Below are 15,392 nucleotides of genomic sequence, written 5' to 3'. Positions count from 1 at the left end.
CCCCGGAGGGTCAGACCGCGAACACCTGTGCGTCGTCGGCGAACGCCTTGAACTCCAGGGCGTTGCCCGCCGGGTCGAGCAGGAACATCGTCCACTGCTCGCCGGGGAGCCCCTCGAAGCGCAGGTACGGCTCGATGACGAACGCGGTGCCCGCGTCGCGGAACCGGTCCGCCAGTTTATGAAATTCCGGAATTGTCAGGATAAGTCCGAAATGGGGGATCGGGACGTCGTGGCCGTCCACCGGGTTGTGCGCCTGCTGCGGGCGGGCGGGGGCCAGGTGGGTGACGAACTGGTGGCCGTGCAGGTTCCAGTCGATCCAGGTGTCGGAGCTGCGGCCCTGAGCGCAGCCGATGAGGTCGCCGTAGAAGTGACGAGCCGCGTCGAGGTCGTCCACGGGCATGGCCAGATGGAATCGGGGGATCGTCATAGGGTTTCCTCTCGTCAGGGCTTCTACCAGCCTTCGTCGAAGTCGCAGATCTTCACTGTGACGCTCTTCCGGCTGCTCGTCGGTGTGATCACCTCGAACACTACGCTGTAGGTCCCGGCCTTCTTCCAGACGATGGACGGGAGCAGGGGCTTGGAGGACGAGGTGCCCTGCTCCCTGCCCTGGTTCTGGCCGTTGAGGAGCCAGCGGTAGCTGTAGGTGCCGGTGGCCGAGACCTTGGCCCAGATGTTCATGTCGTAGCGCCAGCAGTCGCCGATCCTGATGCCCTCGTAGGTGAACGACACCGACTTCACGCCGCCTCCGCCCGAGGTCGCGCTCGGCTTGGCGGTGGTGGGCTTCTTCGTCGCGGTGGGTGCCGTGGTGGGGCGCGTGGTGGAAACGGTGGGGCTCGGGGTTCTGCCGGGCGTTTCGCTGCCTTGCGGGCGGGAGGTCGGTTGCAGGGCCCGCGCGGACTCCTTCGCGCCGGTCACCGGGGCGGAGGTCTCGGCCTTCGAGGTTGTGACGATGGCGGCGGTGTCGGGCTCGCCGGGGGGTATGGGCAGCAAGATCCAGGCGGTGACCAGGACGCCGGTCACGGCGACTGCGGCTCCGCCGGCCAGGAGGGCGGGGAGGTGGCGGTTGCGGGCGGACGCGTGGGTGGCGCCGGAGCGGACATCCGCCGCTCCAGCCCGCCGCCGCCCCCTCACCGGACCCGGACCCGGACCCGGGCCCGGACCGCTTGGACCACCTGGACCTGGGGTGCCTTGGTTTGCTGGGGGTGTTGGACCGGCCGGTGGGCCCGCATGCCGGGGAGCCGCCTGGGCGGGTTCGCCATGCGTCGCCGGGGCCGGGCCGCCGATGAGCCGGAAGAGCACGTCCTGCATGGCGGGGCGGGCCTGCGGGTCCTTGGCCAGGCAGGCGTACACGATCGAGCGCAGCGGCTCGGGCACCTCGCCGAGCCTGGGCTCGTCGTACTGGATCCTCCTCAGCACCGCCACCAGCGAGTCGTTCCCGAACGGCGGGGTGCCGGCAGCCGCGTACACCATGACGGACGCCCACGCGAAGACATCCGACGCGGGCCCGACGGGCGCGCCCGCGAACTGCTCGGGCGCCATGTACGCGGGCGTCCCCACAATGCTGCTGGTACGGGTGACCGCGTCGTCCATGGCGCGGGCGATGCCGAAGTCGATGACGCGCGGCCCGTCGCGTCCGAGCAGGACGTTCGCGGGCTTGAAGTCGCGATGGACGACGCCGGCCCGGTGGATGGCGACGAGCGCGGTGGCGGTGGCCACGGCCAGCCGCTGCAGATCAGCCCCCGCGTGGCGGCCGGCCTGCATGAGGGAGGGCCCTTCGACATACTCCGTCACGATGTACGGCCGCGCGCCCAGGGACGCGTCCAGCACCTGCGCGATGCAGAACGGCTCCACCCGCCGCGCGGCGGCGATCTCCTTGGCGAACCGGCCGTCACCGGTCACGCCGTCGCGCAGCACCTTGATGGCGACCGGCGTGCCGTCGGGAGCCTCGCCGAGGTACACGACCCCTTGGCCGCCCTCGCCGATCTGCCTGACGACCCGGTAGGGGCCGATCGCGTCCAGGGTCACCAGGTCTCCATGGCACAGATGTCGATCGAGACGCTCTTGCTCACCACGGCGGGCGAGGTGACGCGCAGGGTGACGGTGTGATGGCCGGTCTTGAGCATGTACTGCCCCGAGGTCGCGAACGCCGTGTAAGCGTCCTCCGGCACCCACGACCTGTTGCGGGCGACGGCCTTGCCGTCCACCTGCCACACGTAGGACACCCAAATGCCCTGCTTGGAGGACTCCACGGAGGTCTGGAAGTGCACGGGAGGCATGTAGCAGCTGCTTGAGTCGCTCTTGCCGGGACCGCCGGACAGGTCGATGGCGAGGATGCTGAGCCTGGCGCTGGTGACCGGCTTCTTGGTGGTGCGGGTGGGGGTGGGCGCCGCACTCGTGGTGGTACGGGTGGGCGTGGGCTGCGTCGTCGGGGACGTGGTCTTCCGCGTGGGCTTCGGGGTGACCTTCTTCGCAGGTTTCCTGGTGGGCTTTTGCTGGGTCGACGTCGTGGTGGGCCGCTGCGTGACCTGCGCGGACGGGCTCGGGGACGAGTCGGCCAGGGAGGCGGACGTCGGATCCTCCGACCAGGGGGCGAGCCAGACGACACCGCCTACGAGGGCCGTCACGACGACACCCGCCACACCGGCGGCCACGGGGATGCCGATCGACCTGGCCCCACTCGCCCTCGACCCCTGGCCAGGCCTCGGCCCTTGCCCGGGAAATGGCCCCTGCCCCGGAAACGGCCCACGAGGCGCCATCGGCCCGTGTGCCATCGGCCCCTGCTGCGACCCCGGCCCGAAATTCGGCACTGGCCCCTGCTGTGGCCCTGACCCATGATTCGGCACCGGCCCGTGGGACGGCATCGGCCCATGTGCTGGCAGCGGCCCTTGGCCCGGCATCCACCCGGCCCCGGACACCGGCACCGATCCTTGGCCTGGCATAGCCCCATGCCCTGAGCCGGGCCCCGAGCTGAGCCCCGACCCCTGCCCCGGTCCTTGGCCGGGCATAAACCGCTGCCCTGACCCCTGCCCCGACGCCGCCCCTTGGGCCGCCCGAGGTGCCGGATCAGTCCCACCGGCCCCACCAGTCCCGCCCAGCAACCGCAGAAGCACGTCCCGCATCGCCGGCCGCGCACGCGGATCCTTGGCCAGGCAGTCGTACACGATCGACCGCAACGGATGCGGCAGGTCGCCGAGCTGCGGCTCATTGTGCAGGATGCGGTTGATGATCGCCGGCAACGTGTCGTGCCCGAACGGCGGCGTCTCCGTACCAGCCCACACCATGACAGAAGCCCAGGCGAACACATCCGCCGCCGGCCCCACACCCTCCCCGGCGAGCTGCTCGGGAGCCATGTACGCGGGCGTACCGACGATGCTGCTCGTCACCGTGGCGACTGCGTCCGTAGCCTTGGCGATGCCGAAGTCGATCACGCGGGGCCCGCCGGGACCGAGCAGGACGTTCGCGGGCTTGAAGTCCCGGTGCACGACCCCCGCCTGATGGATGGCGGCCAGCGCGGTGGCGGTGGCGACGGCCAGTCGCTGCAGGTCAGCCCCCGTGTGGCGGCCCGCCTGTTGCAGCGAGGGCCCTTCCACGTACTCGGTCACGATGTACGACTGCCGCCCCAGCGACGCGTCCAGCACCTGCGCGATGCAGAACGGTTCCACCCGCCGAGCCGCCTCGATCTCCTTGGCGAACCGGTCGTCGAACCCCGCGCTGTCCCGCAGCACCTTGACCGCGACCGGCCGCCCCTCAGGCCCCTGCCCGAGATACACGACGCCCTGGCCGCCCGCGCCGAGGCGGCCGAGCAATCGGTATTTCCCTACCGCTGTCGGATCGTCCTCCCGCAGCGGTTCGACATGCGCCATGAGAGAGTGACTCCTGAGACGGGTGCGGTGGATCTTTACGTACGATAGCGACTCATTTCCGGATTTGTGGTGAAGTTACCCAGCCGTAGGAAACCTTCCGCCCATCGCCCCGGCAGGTCGGCAAGGAGGAAGCCGTGTCCCTGACCACGGATGACGAGCTGGAAGAGTCACCCATCGTGGCCAACAGCCTCATGAACCGCGAACGCCGCCTCCCCAGCTACGACCGCGAGCTCGGCATTGACATCATCGCCCTGCTCCGCGCCGCGCCGAACAGACCGGCGCGCTGGCTCGACCTGTGCTGCGGCACGGCGAACGCCCTCAACGAGGCCACCACCCTCCTGGGCGACGACGCCGAGATCATCGGCGTGGACCTGGTGGACTTCTTCGCCTGGCCGCCGAGGCCGCCGCAGCTGAGCCTGTTCACCGGCTCGATCACCACCTGGACGCCGGAGCAGGCGGGCTTCGACCTCATCACCTGCGTACACGGCCTGCACTACGTGGGCGACAAACTGGCCGCCCTGGCGAGGATCACCGGCTGGCTCTCTGCGGGCGGCCTCTTCGTCGCGAACTTCGACGCCCGCAGCATCCGCCTGGAGAACGGCACCCCGGCAGGCCGCCCCCTGACCGCCGCCCTGCGCGCGCAGGGTCTGGCGTACGACGGGCGTGCCCGCAGGATCAGCCGGCTCGGCAGCGGCACCGTCGATCTCCCGTACCGCTACCTGGGCGCGGACGACCAGGCCGGCCCCAACTACACCGGCCAGGCCGCAGTCGACTCCCACTACACGCGGACGGCGGGAAAAGCGATCGCGCCGCCGCGCGAACACGGTCTACCGTGAGCCCCGTTGACCACGGACCCGAGGAGGACCGCCATGGACCGCGACGAGATGTCCTTTTGAGCCGACCAGCAAACGCCGCCGGGGGTTCCCTCTAGCGAGACCCACGTCAAACGCGGCGACCGGCGCGTCGGCCACGACAAGGAGCTGATCGAGAAGCTCGGCGGCAACGACCCGTGCCCCTGCGGCTCAGGACGGCGCTTTCCGCCGCTGCTGCCGCACAACCGGCCGGTACGACGACACCCTCAGCCACTACTACGTCCGCGACCGCTGAGGCCGGTGTGTACTGGGAGGGCAGTGACCATCCGTTCGCGCAACGCGGACAGAGCAGCGGACCGATCGTCGGCTCTCGCGCTGAGCACTAGGGGTGCTGTTCGCCCGTTTCGTCGAACAGATCGTGGACACTCTGGGCGGTGACCGCACGGGTGGCCCAGGTTTCGAGCTGGGTGAGGTCGGTGCAGGAGCGTATGCGGTCGCGGATGTCGTCCGGGACGTGCAGATCGCGAACGGCCAGTATCAGCCGCAGCAGCACTCTGGCTGCCCCTCTGGCCTCGCCTTCCTTGAGTCCGCGGCCGTAGTGTTCGCGAGCCATGGGGCTGTAGACCGGCCACTGCGTAGACGTCATGATCTCCTCCAAGAGGCGCCGGATCTCAGGCGCGGCCATGCTGTATGGGAGGGCCGCGATCGTCCGTTCGCGCAATGTGGACAGAGCGGCGGACTGATCATCGGCCATCGCAGTGGGCGATCCTGGACGTTAAGGGTGCTGTTCGCCCGTTTCGTCGAACAGATCGTGGACACTCTGGGCGGTGGCCGCACGGGTGGCCCAGGTTTCGAGCTGGGTGAGGTCGGTGCAGGAGATTATGCGGTCGCGGATGTCGTCCGGGACGTGCAGATCGCGAGCGGCCAGCACCAGCAGTACCACCCTGGCCTCGCCCTTGGCCTCGCCCTTGGCTTCACCTCTGGCTTCGCCTTCCTTGAGTCCGCGGCCGAAGTGTTCGCGGGCGAAGGGGCTGTAGACCGGCCACTGCGTAGACGTCATGATCTCCTCCAAGAGGCGCCGGATCTCAGGCGCGGCCATGCTGTACGCGTATTCATAGTACTTCGTAGCGTGTTCAACAGGGACGCCCTTCAACGCCGTGGTGAACGCTTCGGACACTTTGCGGTCGCGGCCGTGGACCATGACGGACATGGCCGCAAGCCCCAGTGCGGCAGCGGCCTCCTGAGGGTCGGTAATGGCAGGGACACCGTGCGGCCCCAGCACATGGGCATGCAGGAGGTAGCCGGTAAGCCCGGACTGAATCGGCCGCGAGTAACGGGTGGCGGCCGCGGCATCAGGGCAGACGACCAGAACCGACACGTCGCAGCTCAACATCAGCCAGACCGCGGCGGCGTACCGGGCCAGTTGCTTGGGGTCCTTGGCCGTGCCTTGCTGGGCCTCCACGATGATGGCGTGGGCCGGATCCTGCTTCGGCCCCATGGTGAAAAGCAGGTCGACCTCAATGTCGTCCGAGTTGCGGGTGTTGAAGGTGCGTTCCTCCGCCTGGATCTGCGAGGTGACAGGAAGCTGGACGCCCAGCCGGTCGCGCAGGATGTCCACCGCGAGCTGGGGGCGGTCGGCGAACATCTGGACGAGGGCGTCATGGGGAGGGGACGGCATGGCACTCATTGTTACACAGTGAGTTCGAAGAGTGACTGTTTTTTCGTCGAACGATATCCAGATCGCCCAAGAGTTGCTCAGGGGGCGGGCACCTTCGGCGATCTCCCGCCCGGCACGGTCATGCCTCCGAGTCGAGGGGCTGGAACCCGCCCGGGGGGCAGCCCATCAACCAGGGCTGCTCGCACACCGCAAATTGTCGGTGGGCCCTGGCAAGGTGGCCACGGATCACCAGCCCACTCCACGAACCACCCGGCCACCACCCACCCCGCCACGACCCACCGGGCACAGAACCACCCACCCACCGAACCATTCGCCCACCCACCATCCCCCACTCAGTCGACGGAAGGCGGCCCAGCCTGTGAGCTCCATGGCGATGATGTTCTCGCCCTTGGCGGCCCGGGGCTTCCGTCGCTACTTCTGGGGCCAGACGGCATCCGCGTTCGGAGACTCCCTCACACCCCTCGCCATGGCCTTCGCCGTGCTGCACCTCACGGGATCCCCGATCGACCTCGGGATCGTGGTGCTGAGCACCCGCCTCCCCATCATCGCCCTGACCCTCCTCGGCGGCGCGATCGGCGACCGCTTCTCGCGCAGGACCGTCATGCTGCTCGCCGACACCGCCCGATTCGTGGCCCACGGCGTCACGGCGGCGCTGCTGCTCACGGGCACAGCGCAGGTCTGGATGCTGGTGCTCCTGCAACTCGCCGCAGGAGCGGGATCCGCCTTCTTCAACCCAGCCGCAGTGGGGCTGATCGCCTCGCTGGCCGGCCAGGAGCGGCTGCAAGCGGCCAATTCCCTCATCTCCATCTCCCGGAGCACCGCGTCGATGCTCGCACTGGGCGCGGCCGGGGCGCTGGTGGCTCTGGTCGGGCCGGGCTGGGCCGTACTGATCGACGCACTGACGTTCCTCGTGAGCGCGGCCTTCCTCTACCGGCTTCCCCGAGCCGTCGCGGAGGAGCGGCCCCAGTCGCACGGCGGGCTCCTGGCGAGCATCGGCGGCGGGCTCGCGGAGGTGCGGCGGCGGCCGTGGCTGTGGATCTGGATCAGCCACGTCGCACTCGTCAACCTGCTCGTGATCTCCCCGATGCTGATCCTCGGCCCCTACGTCGCGGACCAGCACCTCGGTGGAGCTCCGGCCTGGTCGGCGATCGGCATCTCGTACGCGGTCGGGGGTCTCGCCGGAGGTTTCGTCAGCGCCCGCTGGCGGCCCTCCCGTCCCATGGCCGCGGCAGTGGCGTTCGCGCTGCTGACGGTGCCGCTCCCCGCCCTGCTCGCGCTCCCCGCCGACGTCTGGCAGCTGATGCTGGCGGGCATCGGGGCCGGCCTGCAACTGGTCGTCTACAACGTGCTCCAGACCACCGCCATCCAGCGCAACGTCCCCGAGAGCTTCGTCGCCCGCGCGACCTCCGTGACCTCGCTCGGCGCGCTCGTGGCCGCACCGCTCGGCATGGGGCTGGCCGGTCCGGCGGCGACCGCGTTCGGCACCGGTTCCGTACTGGCCGCCACCGCAGTCGTGGCCGTCCTCGTCAGCGCCGTCACCCTCGCATTACCCCCGGTATGGCGCATCCGCGACGCTCGCCCCGCAGGCGGAACGGCAAAGCGAGACGTTGATTCAGCGAACGTCTGACAGCACGCCCGCCAAGGTCGAGTGAGACGTGATCAGTCGGGCTCCTGGCATCAGGCCCTCAGCGCGACCAGGTAGCCGGCCAACCTCATGCCCCAAAAGAGTGGTCGAGAAGGTTTGGAGCTTTTGAGGCATTGGCGTTGCCCAAGCCAGGGAAGTGCCGATTTATAGCTGATCGTTCCTTTCGGGATCGCAACGATCTTGAGGGTACGCCGACCGCGTCCCGTCTCGTCGCGTGGCTGGTGTCCAGCGCACGAGGGCGTTCCCGAGGAGAGATCGGCCCTTCGCGGGTCCGTCCGTGAAGTGAAGGAGGGGGTTCGACCATGGCTTATCAGACACGGCACGTGACGGGCTGGGTTGGCTGGGTGTGGTTCGCCGGCCTGCTCATGATCATGTCCGGCGTGTTCAACATCATCAGCGGCCTGTACGCAGTCCTCAACAGCGATGTATACGTCCGGATGCCGAACCGGCTGCTGTTCTTCGATGTGACGTCGTGGGGCTGGGCTCATCTGGTGTTCGGCATCGTGCTGTTCCTCGTCGGACTGGCGGTGAGCGTCGGCCAGACCTGGGCCAGGGTGGTGGCGGCCATCCTGGTGATGCTCAACGCGATGACGCAGCTCACCTGGATCGCGGTCAACCCGTGGTGGTCGCTGGCGGTCATCGCCCTGGACGTTCTCGTCCTGTACGCCCTGATTGTCCACGGACGGGAGGCCAAGGTCCTCGAAAGCTGATCACGACCGACCCCAGTCGCCAGCCAGCCGACAGTCGCCTCCGACCGGGGGCGTCCCACTCGATCCAGGACGCTTCACCCAGACCTGGAGCCTTGCCTTCAGCTGGGATGTTCCGCTCGATCGGGATGCTCTGTCCGTTTGGGATGCCCTGCTCGACGGGGCTGCCCGGCTCGGCTGGGGTGTTCTGCCCGATTGGGATGGTCCCCCGATAGGGGTGCGCTGCCCGACCCGGGACCAGTGCAGGCGCCCCCCGGGATGCTCGAGGTGCGTTCGTTCGCCCGGGCGGCGCGTTCGGGGGTAGCACGGTCGGGTACGGCGGCACGGTCGGGCGCGGTAACGCGGTCGAGTCGGCAACGCGGTGGACGACGGCGACGGGCGGCACGTTCAACCAGGCTGCGTGCCGGGGGAGACGGTGGCTGGGGCGGTGGCGCCGGGGCGCAGGGATGCCAGGCGATCCAGGCCGATGATCAAGGCGCCCAGCGCGGCGAAGCCGAGGCCGAGCAGGACGAGCCACAGTGCGACCCAGCCATAGCCGTGCTCGGTAGGGTTCAGGAAGAAGTACGGGTACCGGTTCGGGACCTCGGGGAACGCGACTGCCCGCGCCACGGACGACACCCCGTACCCCAAGGGAAAGCACAGCCACCACGGCAGGTCGCGCCACCTCACCACGCGGTGCGGTCCGAACGCGAGCCAGTCCGCCAGTGCCATCACCGGCACCACGTAGTGGAGCAGGAAGATCGACCGGTTGGCGAGCAGTGTTGCCGGATCGCCGTCCAGGAGGCCGGGCAGCGGGTTCTCGCCGTGGTTCGTCACGAAATGCGAGACCAGCCCCGTGATCAGGATCCACAGCGTGACCGCTCCGCGCAGACGCGGCGCCGCGGGGTCGGTCGTGCGGCGCTGGACCATCCAGTACAGGACGCCCACGTAGTAACCGAGCAGGATGATGTTGCTCTGGCTGGTGTAGAAGACGATGCGGTGGCTGCCGGTGAGCAGCCCCAGTACGCCGACGGCGACCATGGCGGCCCGCCACCAGAGCTGGGGCCGCGCGTAGACGTTCATCGCTCTCCACTCGCATCCGTAACAAAAGGTAAGAAGTGGACGCTACAGCACGGTGGGCCCTAGACCCCGCGGTCGTCGGATCAGTCAACGTGCCCGCTGCGGCAGCCAACGGGGCCTGCCGGGTCGGCCAGTGCGTCCGCCAGGCCGACCAAGGCGCCCGCCGGGGCAGCGCGTGCCCGCTCGGGTCAGCCCAGCAACCCTGGCGTGTGTTCTCTCAGCATCGTCAGGAAGGCCGTTGCCAGTCGGCTCTGGTAGCCGCGCACCCTCCGGACGGCGACCACGGGCAGGCTCGCGTCCAGGCTTTCGACCTCGATCCCCCGCAGGCTGCCGATGCGCAGCTCCTCGCGGACGCTGCTGATGGGCATGAGTGCGACGCCGAGGCCGGCCTCGACCAGGCGTTTCTGTGCGGTGAGGCTGTCGATCCGGGTGATCGAGGGCTGTGCGGGACCGGAGGCGGGCAGCTGGCGTTCGAGCAGGTGGCTGAGGGATGCGGCCTGGCCGCGTTCGGGCGGGAAGGCGAGCCATCGTTCGTTCTGCAGGGCTCGCAGGTCCGGCAGGCGGCCGGCGGTGACCGGGTGCGATGCGGGCACCACGACCAAAAGTTGTTCGGTGCCGAGCGGGATCGACTCCAGCTTGGGGTCGGCGTCGGGGAAGTAGCGCAGGCCCAGGGACGCCTCACCGCCCCGGACGAGCGCGCTCACCTCGCGGCTGGTGGCGGTGCGCAGCTTGACGGAGACGTCCTGGAACTCCGACTCGAACCTGCGCAGCGCATCGACGAGGTGGGAATCGGCCAGGGTGCCGACGATGGCGATGCTGAGCGTCTGCCCGCCGCCGGGCTCCTTCGCGAGGTCCTGTACGGCTCGTTCGCCGTCGCGGATCGTCGCGAGGACGGCTTCCGCGTACGGCAGGAGAGTCTTGCCCGCCTCGGTGAGCGTCACCCCGCGCCCGGCCCGCTCGAACAGCGGCGCGCCCAGCGACCGCTCCAGCTCCCGGATCCGGCGGCTGATCGCGGGCTGGGACCTGTTGAGCCTCCTGGACGCCTCCGTGAACCCGCCCAGCTGGGCGATGCAGACGAAAGCCTCGACCTCCTCGACCGTCATATCCATCAGTATTACTGATAACACGGATTTGATCTATGCATTTGACTGATTGCTCAAGCGGCAGCGAAGGTGGGTCCACGAGTAACGCGAGGGAGCGCATCATGAACGATCAGCTGGCGAAGGCGGCTCGATTCCGGGCTCTGCACGAGCGGCCGGAGCCGTTCCTGCTCCCGAACCCCTGGGACGCCGGGACGGCGCGGCTGCTGGCCGGCCTCGGCTTCGAGGCTCTGGCCACCACCAGCCTCGGCGTGGCGAACGTGCTCGGCCGCAAGAGAGCCGACCGGCAGGACATCCTCGACAACTGCCGCGTCATCAGCGAGGCGACCGACCTTCCGGTCAACGCCGACCTCGAGAACGGCTACGCCGACGAGCCCGCCGAAGCGGCCAAGATGATCGAGGCGGCGTGCGCGTGCGGCGCGGTCGGGGCGTCCATCGAGGACGCCTCCGGCGACCCCCGCGCGCCGATCTATGAGTTCGGGCTCGCTGTCGAGCGGGTGCAGGCGGCCGTCGAGGTCACGCGCGGGCTGCCCGTCCCGCTCGTCCTGACCGCCAGGGCCGAGAACCTCCTGTACGGCGTCGCCGACCTGGACGACACCATCAGGCGTCTCCAGGCGTTCGAGGCCGCCGGCGCGGACGTCCTGTACGCCCCGGGGCTGCGGACCCTCGACCAGATGCGCGCGGTCGTCTCCTCCGTCGGTAAGCCGGTCAACGTCGTCATGGGCTTCGCGGATCCGGCGATCACGCTGGAGCAGCTCGCCGAGATCGGCGTGCGCCGGGTGAGCATCGGCGGTGCGCTTTCCCGGCTCGCGCTGCGCTCGTTCCTGGACGGCGCCAGGCAGATGCGGGCGGGCCGGTTCGGGTTCGTCACCGAGATGGCCTCGCTCCCCGAGCTCCACCAGGCGTTCGAACCGGGTGGCCGGTACGAGCCGCGCCAGTGAGCGGGGCCGCCGCATCCAGGCCGATGGTCGGCTCGTGCGGGACGTCTTGTCCAGCGGTTCCGTCGGCTCTGGTCCGATCAGAGGGACAATGCGGACATGAAGGCCATGCTGGCCGCCATTCCGGCTGAGCACAGGTTCTGGCCGATCATTTTTCGATTGCCGTCCCGCTCGGGCAGGGCGCGGATGAGCTGGGCGCAGGTCCAGGCCAGTCCGATGACCAGGGCCAGGGTGGCCGGCGGGCCGCCGCCTCCATGCTGATGTCCGGTCGGGGTGTCGGCGAGAGAGGGTTCGCTGAACGCCGTCAGCACCAAGAGGATGGACATGACCACGAAGTCCTGGATGTGGTGGCCGCTCTGCGCGCGGTGGGAGGGGGAGCCGCAGAGCCAGCCGGCGGTCAGCAGCGCGAGCACCGCGACGGAGAGGAACACGCCGCCCAGATGCCCGGCCGCCATGCCGAGCGCCATGACGACGTGCGGCCATCTGCCGGCGGGACGTGCGGAGGGCAGCAGGGCCGGTGCCAGGGCCAGGACGCAGCCGACCGATACCACCACCATGTGGAGGAGGGGCATGCTGCGCTCCTTGCCATTGTCGGTCGTTGCATCCCTGGAGTCCTTGCACCCTTAGACAGGACAGCTTGGCAAGCTGTGACGAAACGAAGGCGGTCGGGGGCGGAAAGTCCGGACAGGCCGACAGAAGTCATAAACCGGCCGAGCGCGCGGGCACACCCCCTCGGAGTTTCCGCTAAGGCACCAAGGCGTCAGTGGTGGTGGCCGTGCCGGCCGAGGGTTTCCACGGGGGTCGCGCCGGGGCGGGTCCACTGCGGCACGGGGCGGCTGGTCGGGCCCCAGTCGGCGGTCCCGTCCGCGTCCGAGCGCCAGCACGGGACCTGCCCCCCGGGCCAGCCCTCGGGCTTGTCCTCCCACGCCTCGCGGCGGCCGTAGGGCGTCATGTCGAGCAGGCCCAAGGACCCGTTGACCCGCTCGTTGCCCCGGCCCGTCGTGGAGTAGGTGAGGAACACGCGGTCGCCGTCGCGCAGGAAGCTGGTGAGATAACCCATCTGCCCGCCGACCGGCTCGTCCACGTCGCGCACCGAGTACCACGGCTGGGTGTAGCCCATGAACTCGACGAACGAGGCCACCTCGTCCCACCGGCCCGTGGTCACGATGGCGAACGAGACGTCGCGGGCATTGAGGTACACGGCGTCCTTCAGGTGCCAGGCCGTGGTGGTGCAGCCCTCGCACTGCCCCTGGTGCGGTGCGCCGTCGTACCACATGTGCTTGTAGACCACGAGCTCGTCGCGGCCCTGGAACAGCTCCAGGAACGGGACCGGGCCGCCGGGCCCGACGACCTCGGCCTTCCCGTCGAGCTCCACCATCGGCAGCCGGCGGCGGGCCGCCGCGATGGCGTCGCCCGCGCGGGTGTGGGCCTTCTCGCGGACCAGCAGCTCGTCACGGGCGGCCTGCCAGGTGGCCAGGTCGACGATGGGCGGGCGGCCGGGCAGCGCAGTGGTCGGGTCACTCGGCGTCGTCGTCATGGCGTCCTCCGTGGTGTCTCGGGCAGAGAGAGTGGCGGGGAGTGGTCTACGACCGTGCTGCGACGGTCATCAGTACAGACTCGCGACCCGGCCGAAACTCATCGCAAAACGGCGGAAACGACGAAATAGCCCGATGAGAGCGGGCTGTGTCAGAGGAAGCCGACCGCGTCGGTGAAGCGGTCTCTGTCGCGTGGCAGTGAGGCGGTCACGACCAGGCCGCCCCCCTCGCGCGGCCGCGCCCTGACGCTCCCCCCGTGCGCGATCGCCACCGACTGCACGATCGACAGGCCGAGCCCCGCGCTGTTGGCCGTGACCACGCGCTCGGCCGCGTGCCGGTGGAAGGGCTTGAAGAGCATCGGGACGTCGTACGGTGGCACGACCGGCCCGGTGTTGCTGACCTCCACCTCGACGTTCCCCTCCGACACGGTACGGCTGACGACCCGCACCCACCCGGTGCCGTCGTCGAGGTTGTAGCGGACGCCGTTCTCCACCAGGTTGTGCACCAGCCGTTCGAGCAGCAGCGCGTCCCCGGTGGTCGGCGCCGGCTCGGAGACCTCGTAGACGGTGGCCTTCCCGGGGTCCGCGTGCGCGACCACGTGGGTCACCACGTCCGCCAGGTCCACCGGCGACCGGTCCGCGATCTCCTGCTCGGACCTGGCCAGCAGCAGCAGGCCGGAGATGAGGCGTTCGTGACGGGCGTTGATGTCCAGGAGGCTCTCGCCCAGCTCCTTGACGTCGGGGGAGGCGGAGCGGCGGTGCATGGCCAGCTCGACCAGCGCCCGGTTCAGGGTCAGCGGCGTGCGCAGCTCGTGCGAGGCGTTCGCGACGAACCTGCGCTGCCCGTCGAAGGAGTGGTCGAGCCGCTCGACCATGGTGTCGAAGGTGTCGGCCAGCTCCTTGACCTCGTCACGGGGGCCGATCAGCGAGATCCGCTCGTGCAGCCCGCGCTCGGCCATGGGAGCGGCGGCGATCTTCCGGGCCGTGGCGGTCACCAGGCGCAGGGGAGCGAGCACCCGGCCCGCGACGAGCCAGCCGAGCCCGGCCGCCCCGGTGCCGACCACGACGAGCGCGATCATGCCCTGCGTGATCAGCGAGGTGCGGGCGCCGCTGCGCAGCGTCTCCTCCTGCTGGCGCATCCACTCCACGGCGGCGTCGCCCGTCAGCATCTCGCCGCCGAGGTTGAAGATCAGCTGCTTGACCCTGCCGGGCTCCCCGACGTACCGGCTCTCGAACGTATCCGTCAACTGCTGGTTGAACAGGACATAGGTGACGCCGAGCAACGTCAGCCCCGCCAGGAAGAAGACGGCCCCGTACACGATCGTGAGCCGCAGCCGCAGCGTGGGCTGCGGGCGGACGGCCGCGAGCCGGCTCTTCAGCGTGCTCATGGGATCCGGTACCCCACTCCCGGCACGGTCTCCACGATCGGCGGGTCGGCGAGCTTGCGGCGCAGCTTGAGAATGGTGAGGCGGACCGCGCCCGTGAACGGGTCCGCGTGCTCGTCCCACGCCTTCTCCAGGAGCTGTTCGGCCGAGACGACGCTGCCGGCAGCCCGCAGCAGCTCGGCCAGCACCGCGAACTCCTTTTTCGACAGCGGGACGAACCGCCCGTTCCTGAACACCTCTCTGCGCGCGGGATCGAGCGTGATCCCGGACCTGCGCAGTACGGGCGGCACGGCAGGCCGCGAGCGCCGTCCCAGCGCCAGAACGCGGGCGGCCAGCTCGGGAAACGCGAACGGCTTCGGCAGGTAGTCGTCGGCCCCCAGGGACAGGCCGGTCACCCGGTCGTCGAGCTGGGCGGCGGCCGTGAGCATCAGCACCCGCGCGTCGCGCTCCGAGGCGACCAGCTCCTTGCACACCTCGTCGCCGTGCACGCGCGGCAGGTCGCGATCCAGCACGACCACGTCATAGTCGTTCACCGCGATCCGCTCCAGCGCGGCCTCGCCGTCGTGTGCCAGATCGACCGCGTGGGTCTCCTCGCGCAGCCACTCGGCAATCGCGTCGGCGAGCATCCGCTCGTCTTCAACCACCAGCACCCGCATGGCATACCTCAGGTC

At 69.6% G+C, this 15,392-nt stretch carries 16 protein-coding genes; 5 read left to right on the top strand and 11 right to left on the bottom strand.

Annotation, left to right across the window (positions count from 1 at the left end; translation table 11 throughout):
* Positions 1-10: 10 nt before the first annotated feature.
* The 3 genes from ABEA43_RS17730 to ABEA43_RS17720 are packed head-to-tail and all read right to left on the bottom strand — an operon-like array spanning position 11 to position 3,863.
* Positions 11-427 (bottom strand): VOC family protein, encoded by a 417-nt coding sequence (locus ABEA43_RS17730; RefSeq protein WP_345563069.1) that lies wholly within the window; start codon positions 425-427, stop codon positions 11-13.
* Positions 428-450: 23 nt separating this feature from the next.
* Positions 451-2,025, bottom strand: coding sequence for a serine/threonine protein kinase (locus ABEA43_RS17725; RefSeq protein WP_345563067.1), 1,575 nt, complete (start codon positions 2,023-2,025; stop codon positions 451-453).
* Positions 2,022-3,863: a serine/threonine protein kinase gene (locus tag ABEA43_RS17720; RefSeq protein ID WP_345563066.1), complete on the bottom strand. Its 1,842-nt coding sequence runs from the start codon at positions 3,861-3,863 to the stop codon at positions 2,022-2,024. The genes ABEA43_RS17725 and ABEA43_RS17720 overlap by 4 nt, the downstream gene beginning before the upstream one ends.
* 134 nt (positions 3,864-3,997) lie before the next feature.
* Between ABEA43_RS17720 and ABEA43_RS17715 the strand changes: the two genes are divergently transcribed.
* Together ABEA43_RS17715 and ABEA43_RS68195 are read left to right on the top strand one after the other, a co-directional pair.
* Complete coding sequence (locus ABEA43_RS17715; RefSeq protein WP_345563065.1) at positions 3,998-4,699, top strand: class I SAM-dependent methyltransferase; 702 nt, start codon at positions 3,998-4,000, stop codon at positions 4,697-4,699.
* Between the two features lie 144 nt (positions 4,700-4,843).
* Positions 4,844-5,113: an SEC-C metal-binding domain-containing protein gene (locus ABEA43_RS68195; RefSeq protein ID WP_425570292.1), complete on the top strand. Its 270-nt coding sequence runs from the start codon at positions 4,844-4,846 to the stop codon at positions 5,111-5,113.
* Here ABEA43_RS68195 and ABEA43_RS17710 read toward each other — a convergent pair.
* Together ABEA43_RS17710 and ABEA43_RS17705 are read right to left on the bottom strand one after the other, a co-directional pair.
* Positions 5,058-5,429 (bottom strand): hypothetical protein, encoded by a 372-nt coding sequence (locus tag ABEA43_RS17710; RefSeq protein ID WP_345563064.1) that lies wholly within the window; start codon positions 5,427-5,429, stop codon positions 5,058-5,060. The genes ABEA43_RS68195 and ABEA43_RS17710 overlap by 56 nt on opposite strands.
* 21 nt (positions 5,430-5,450) lie before the next feature.
* Positions 5,451-6,362, bottom strand: a complete 912-nt coding sequence (locus tag ABEA43_RS17705) for a hypothetical protein (RefSeq protein ID WP_345563062.1) — start codon at positions 6,360-6,362, stop codon at positions 5,451-5,453.
* Positions 6,363-6,720: 358 nt separating this feature from the next.
* Here ABEA43_RS17705 and ABEA43_RS17700 point away from each other — a divergent pair, with 358 nt between their 5' ends.
* Positions 6,721-7,980 carry an MFS transporter gene (locus tag ABEA43_RS17700; RefSeq protein ID WP_345563226.1) on the top strand — a complete coding sequence of 420 codons (1,260 nt, stop codon included), beginning with the start codon at positions 6,721-6,723 and terminating at the stop codon, positions 7,978-7,980.
* 320 nt (positions 7,981-8,300) lie between these two features.
* Entirely contained in the window at positions 8,301-8,708 is a 408-nt protein-coding gene (locus ABEA43_RS17695; RefSeq protein WP_345563060.1) for a DUF7144 family membrane protein, read from the top strand.
* A 384-nt stretch (positions 8,709-9,092) separates the two neighbouring features.
* Here ABEA43_RS17695 and ABEA43_RS17690 read toward each other — a convergent pair whose 3' ends face one another.
* Positions 9,093-9,767: a Pr6Pr family membrane protein gene (locus tag ABEA43_RS17690; RefSeq protein WP_345563058.1), complete on the bottom strand. Its 675-nt coding sequence runs from the start codon at positions 9,765-9,767 to the stop codon at positions 9,093-9,095.
* 185 nt (positions 9,768-9,952) lie between these two features.
* Positions 9,953-10,867, bottom strand: a complete 915-nt coding sequence (locus ABEA43_RS17685) for a LysR family transcriptional regulator (RefSeq protein ID WP_345563056.1) — start codon at positions 10,865-10,867, stop codon at positions 9,953-9,955.
* A 101-nt stretch (positions 10,868-10,968) separates the two neighbouring features.
* Between ABEA43_RS17685 and ABEA43_RS17680 the strand changes: the two genes are divergently transcribed.
* Positions 10,969-11,805 (top strand): isocitrate lyase/PEP mutase family protein, encoded by an 837-nt coding sequence (locus ABEA43_RS17680; protein WP_345563054.1) that lies wholly within the window; start codon positions 10,969-10,971, stop codon positions 11,803-11,805.
* A gap of 77 nt (positions 11,806-11,882) precedes the next feature.
* Here the strand turns inward: ABEA43_RS17680 and ABEA43_RS17675 are convergent, their stop codons facing one another.
* From ABEA43_RS17675 to ABEA43_RS17660, 4 genes are all read right to left on the bottom strand, one after another.
* The gene (locus ABEA43_RS17675; RefSeq protein WP_345563052.1) at positions 11,883-12,374 is read right to left on the bottom strand and encodes a hypothetical protein; all 492 of its coding nucleotides are present in this window, start codon (positions 12,372-12,374) and stop codon (positions 11,883-11,885) included.
* 188 nt (positions 12,375-12,562) lie between these two features.
* Positions 12,563-13,339 carry a DUF899 domain-containing protein gene (locus tag ABEA43_RS17670; protein ID WP_345563050.1) on the bottom strand — a complete coding sequence of 259 codons (777 nt, stop codon included), beginning with the start codon at positions 13,337-13,339 and terminating at the stop codon, positions 12,563-12,565.
* A gap of 149 nt (positions 13,340-13,488) precedes the next feature.
* A complete protein-coding gene (locus ABEA43_RS17665; RefSeq protein ID WP_345563049.1) occupies positions 13,489-14,724 on the bottom strand; it encodes a sensor histidine kinase in 1,236 nt (411 codons plus the stop codon).
* Entirely contained in the window at positions 14,721-15,377 is a 657-nt protein-coding gene (locus tag ABEA43_RS17660; protein WP_345563048.1) for a response regulator transcription factor, read from the bottom strand. Before ABEA43_RS17660 ends, ABEA43_RS17665 begins: the two co-directional genes overlap by 4 nt.
* Positions 15,378-15,392: the final 15 nt, after the last annotated feature.

Origin of the sequence: Nonomuraea rosea (assembly GCF_039539705.1) — a bacterium.
Classification (GTDB): Bacteria; Actinomycetota; Actinomycetes; order Streptosporangiales; family Streptosporangiaceae; genus Nonomuraea; species Nonomuraea rosea.
The sequence above is the reverse complement of the archived record's forward strand: the minus strand, read 5'-3'. Positions and strand labels throughout refer to the sequence as shown.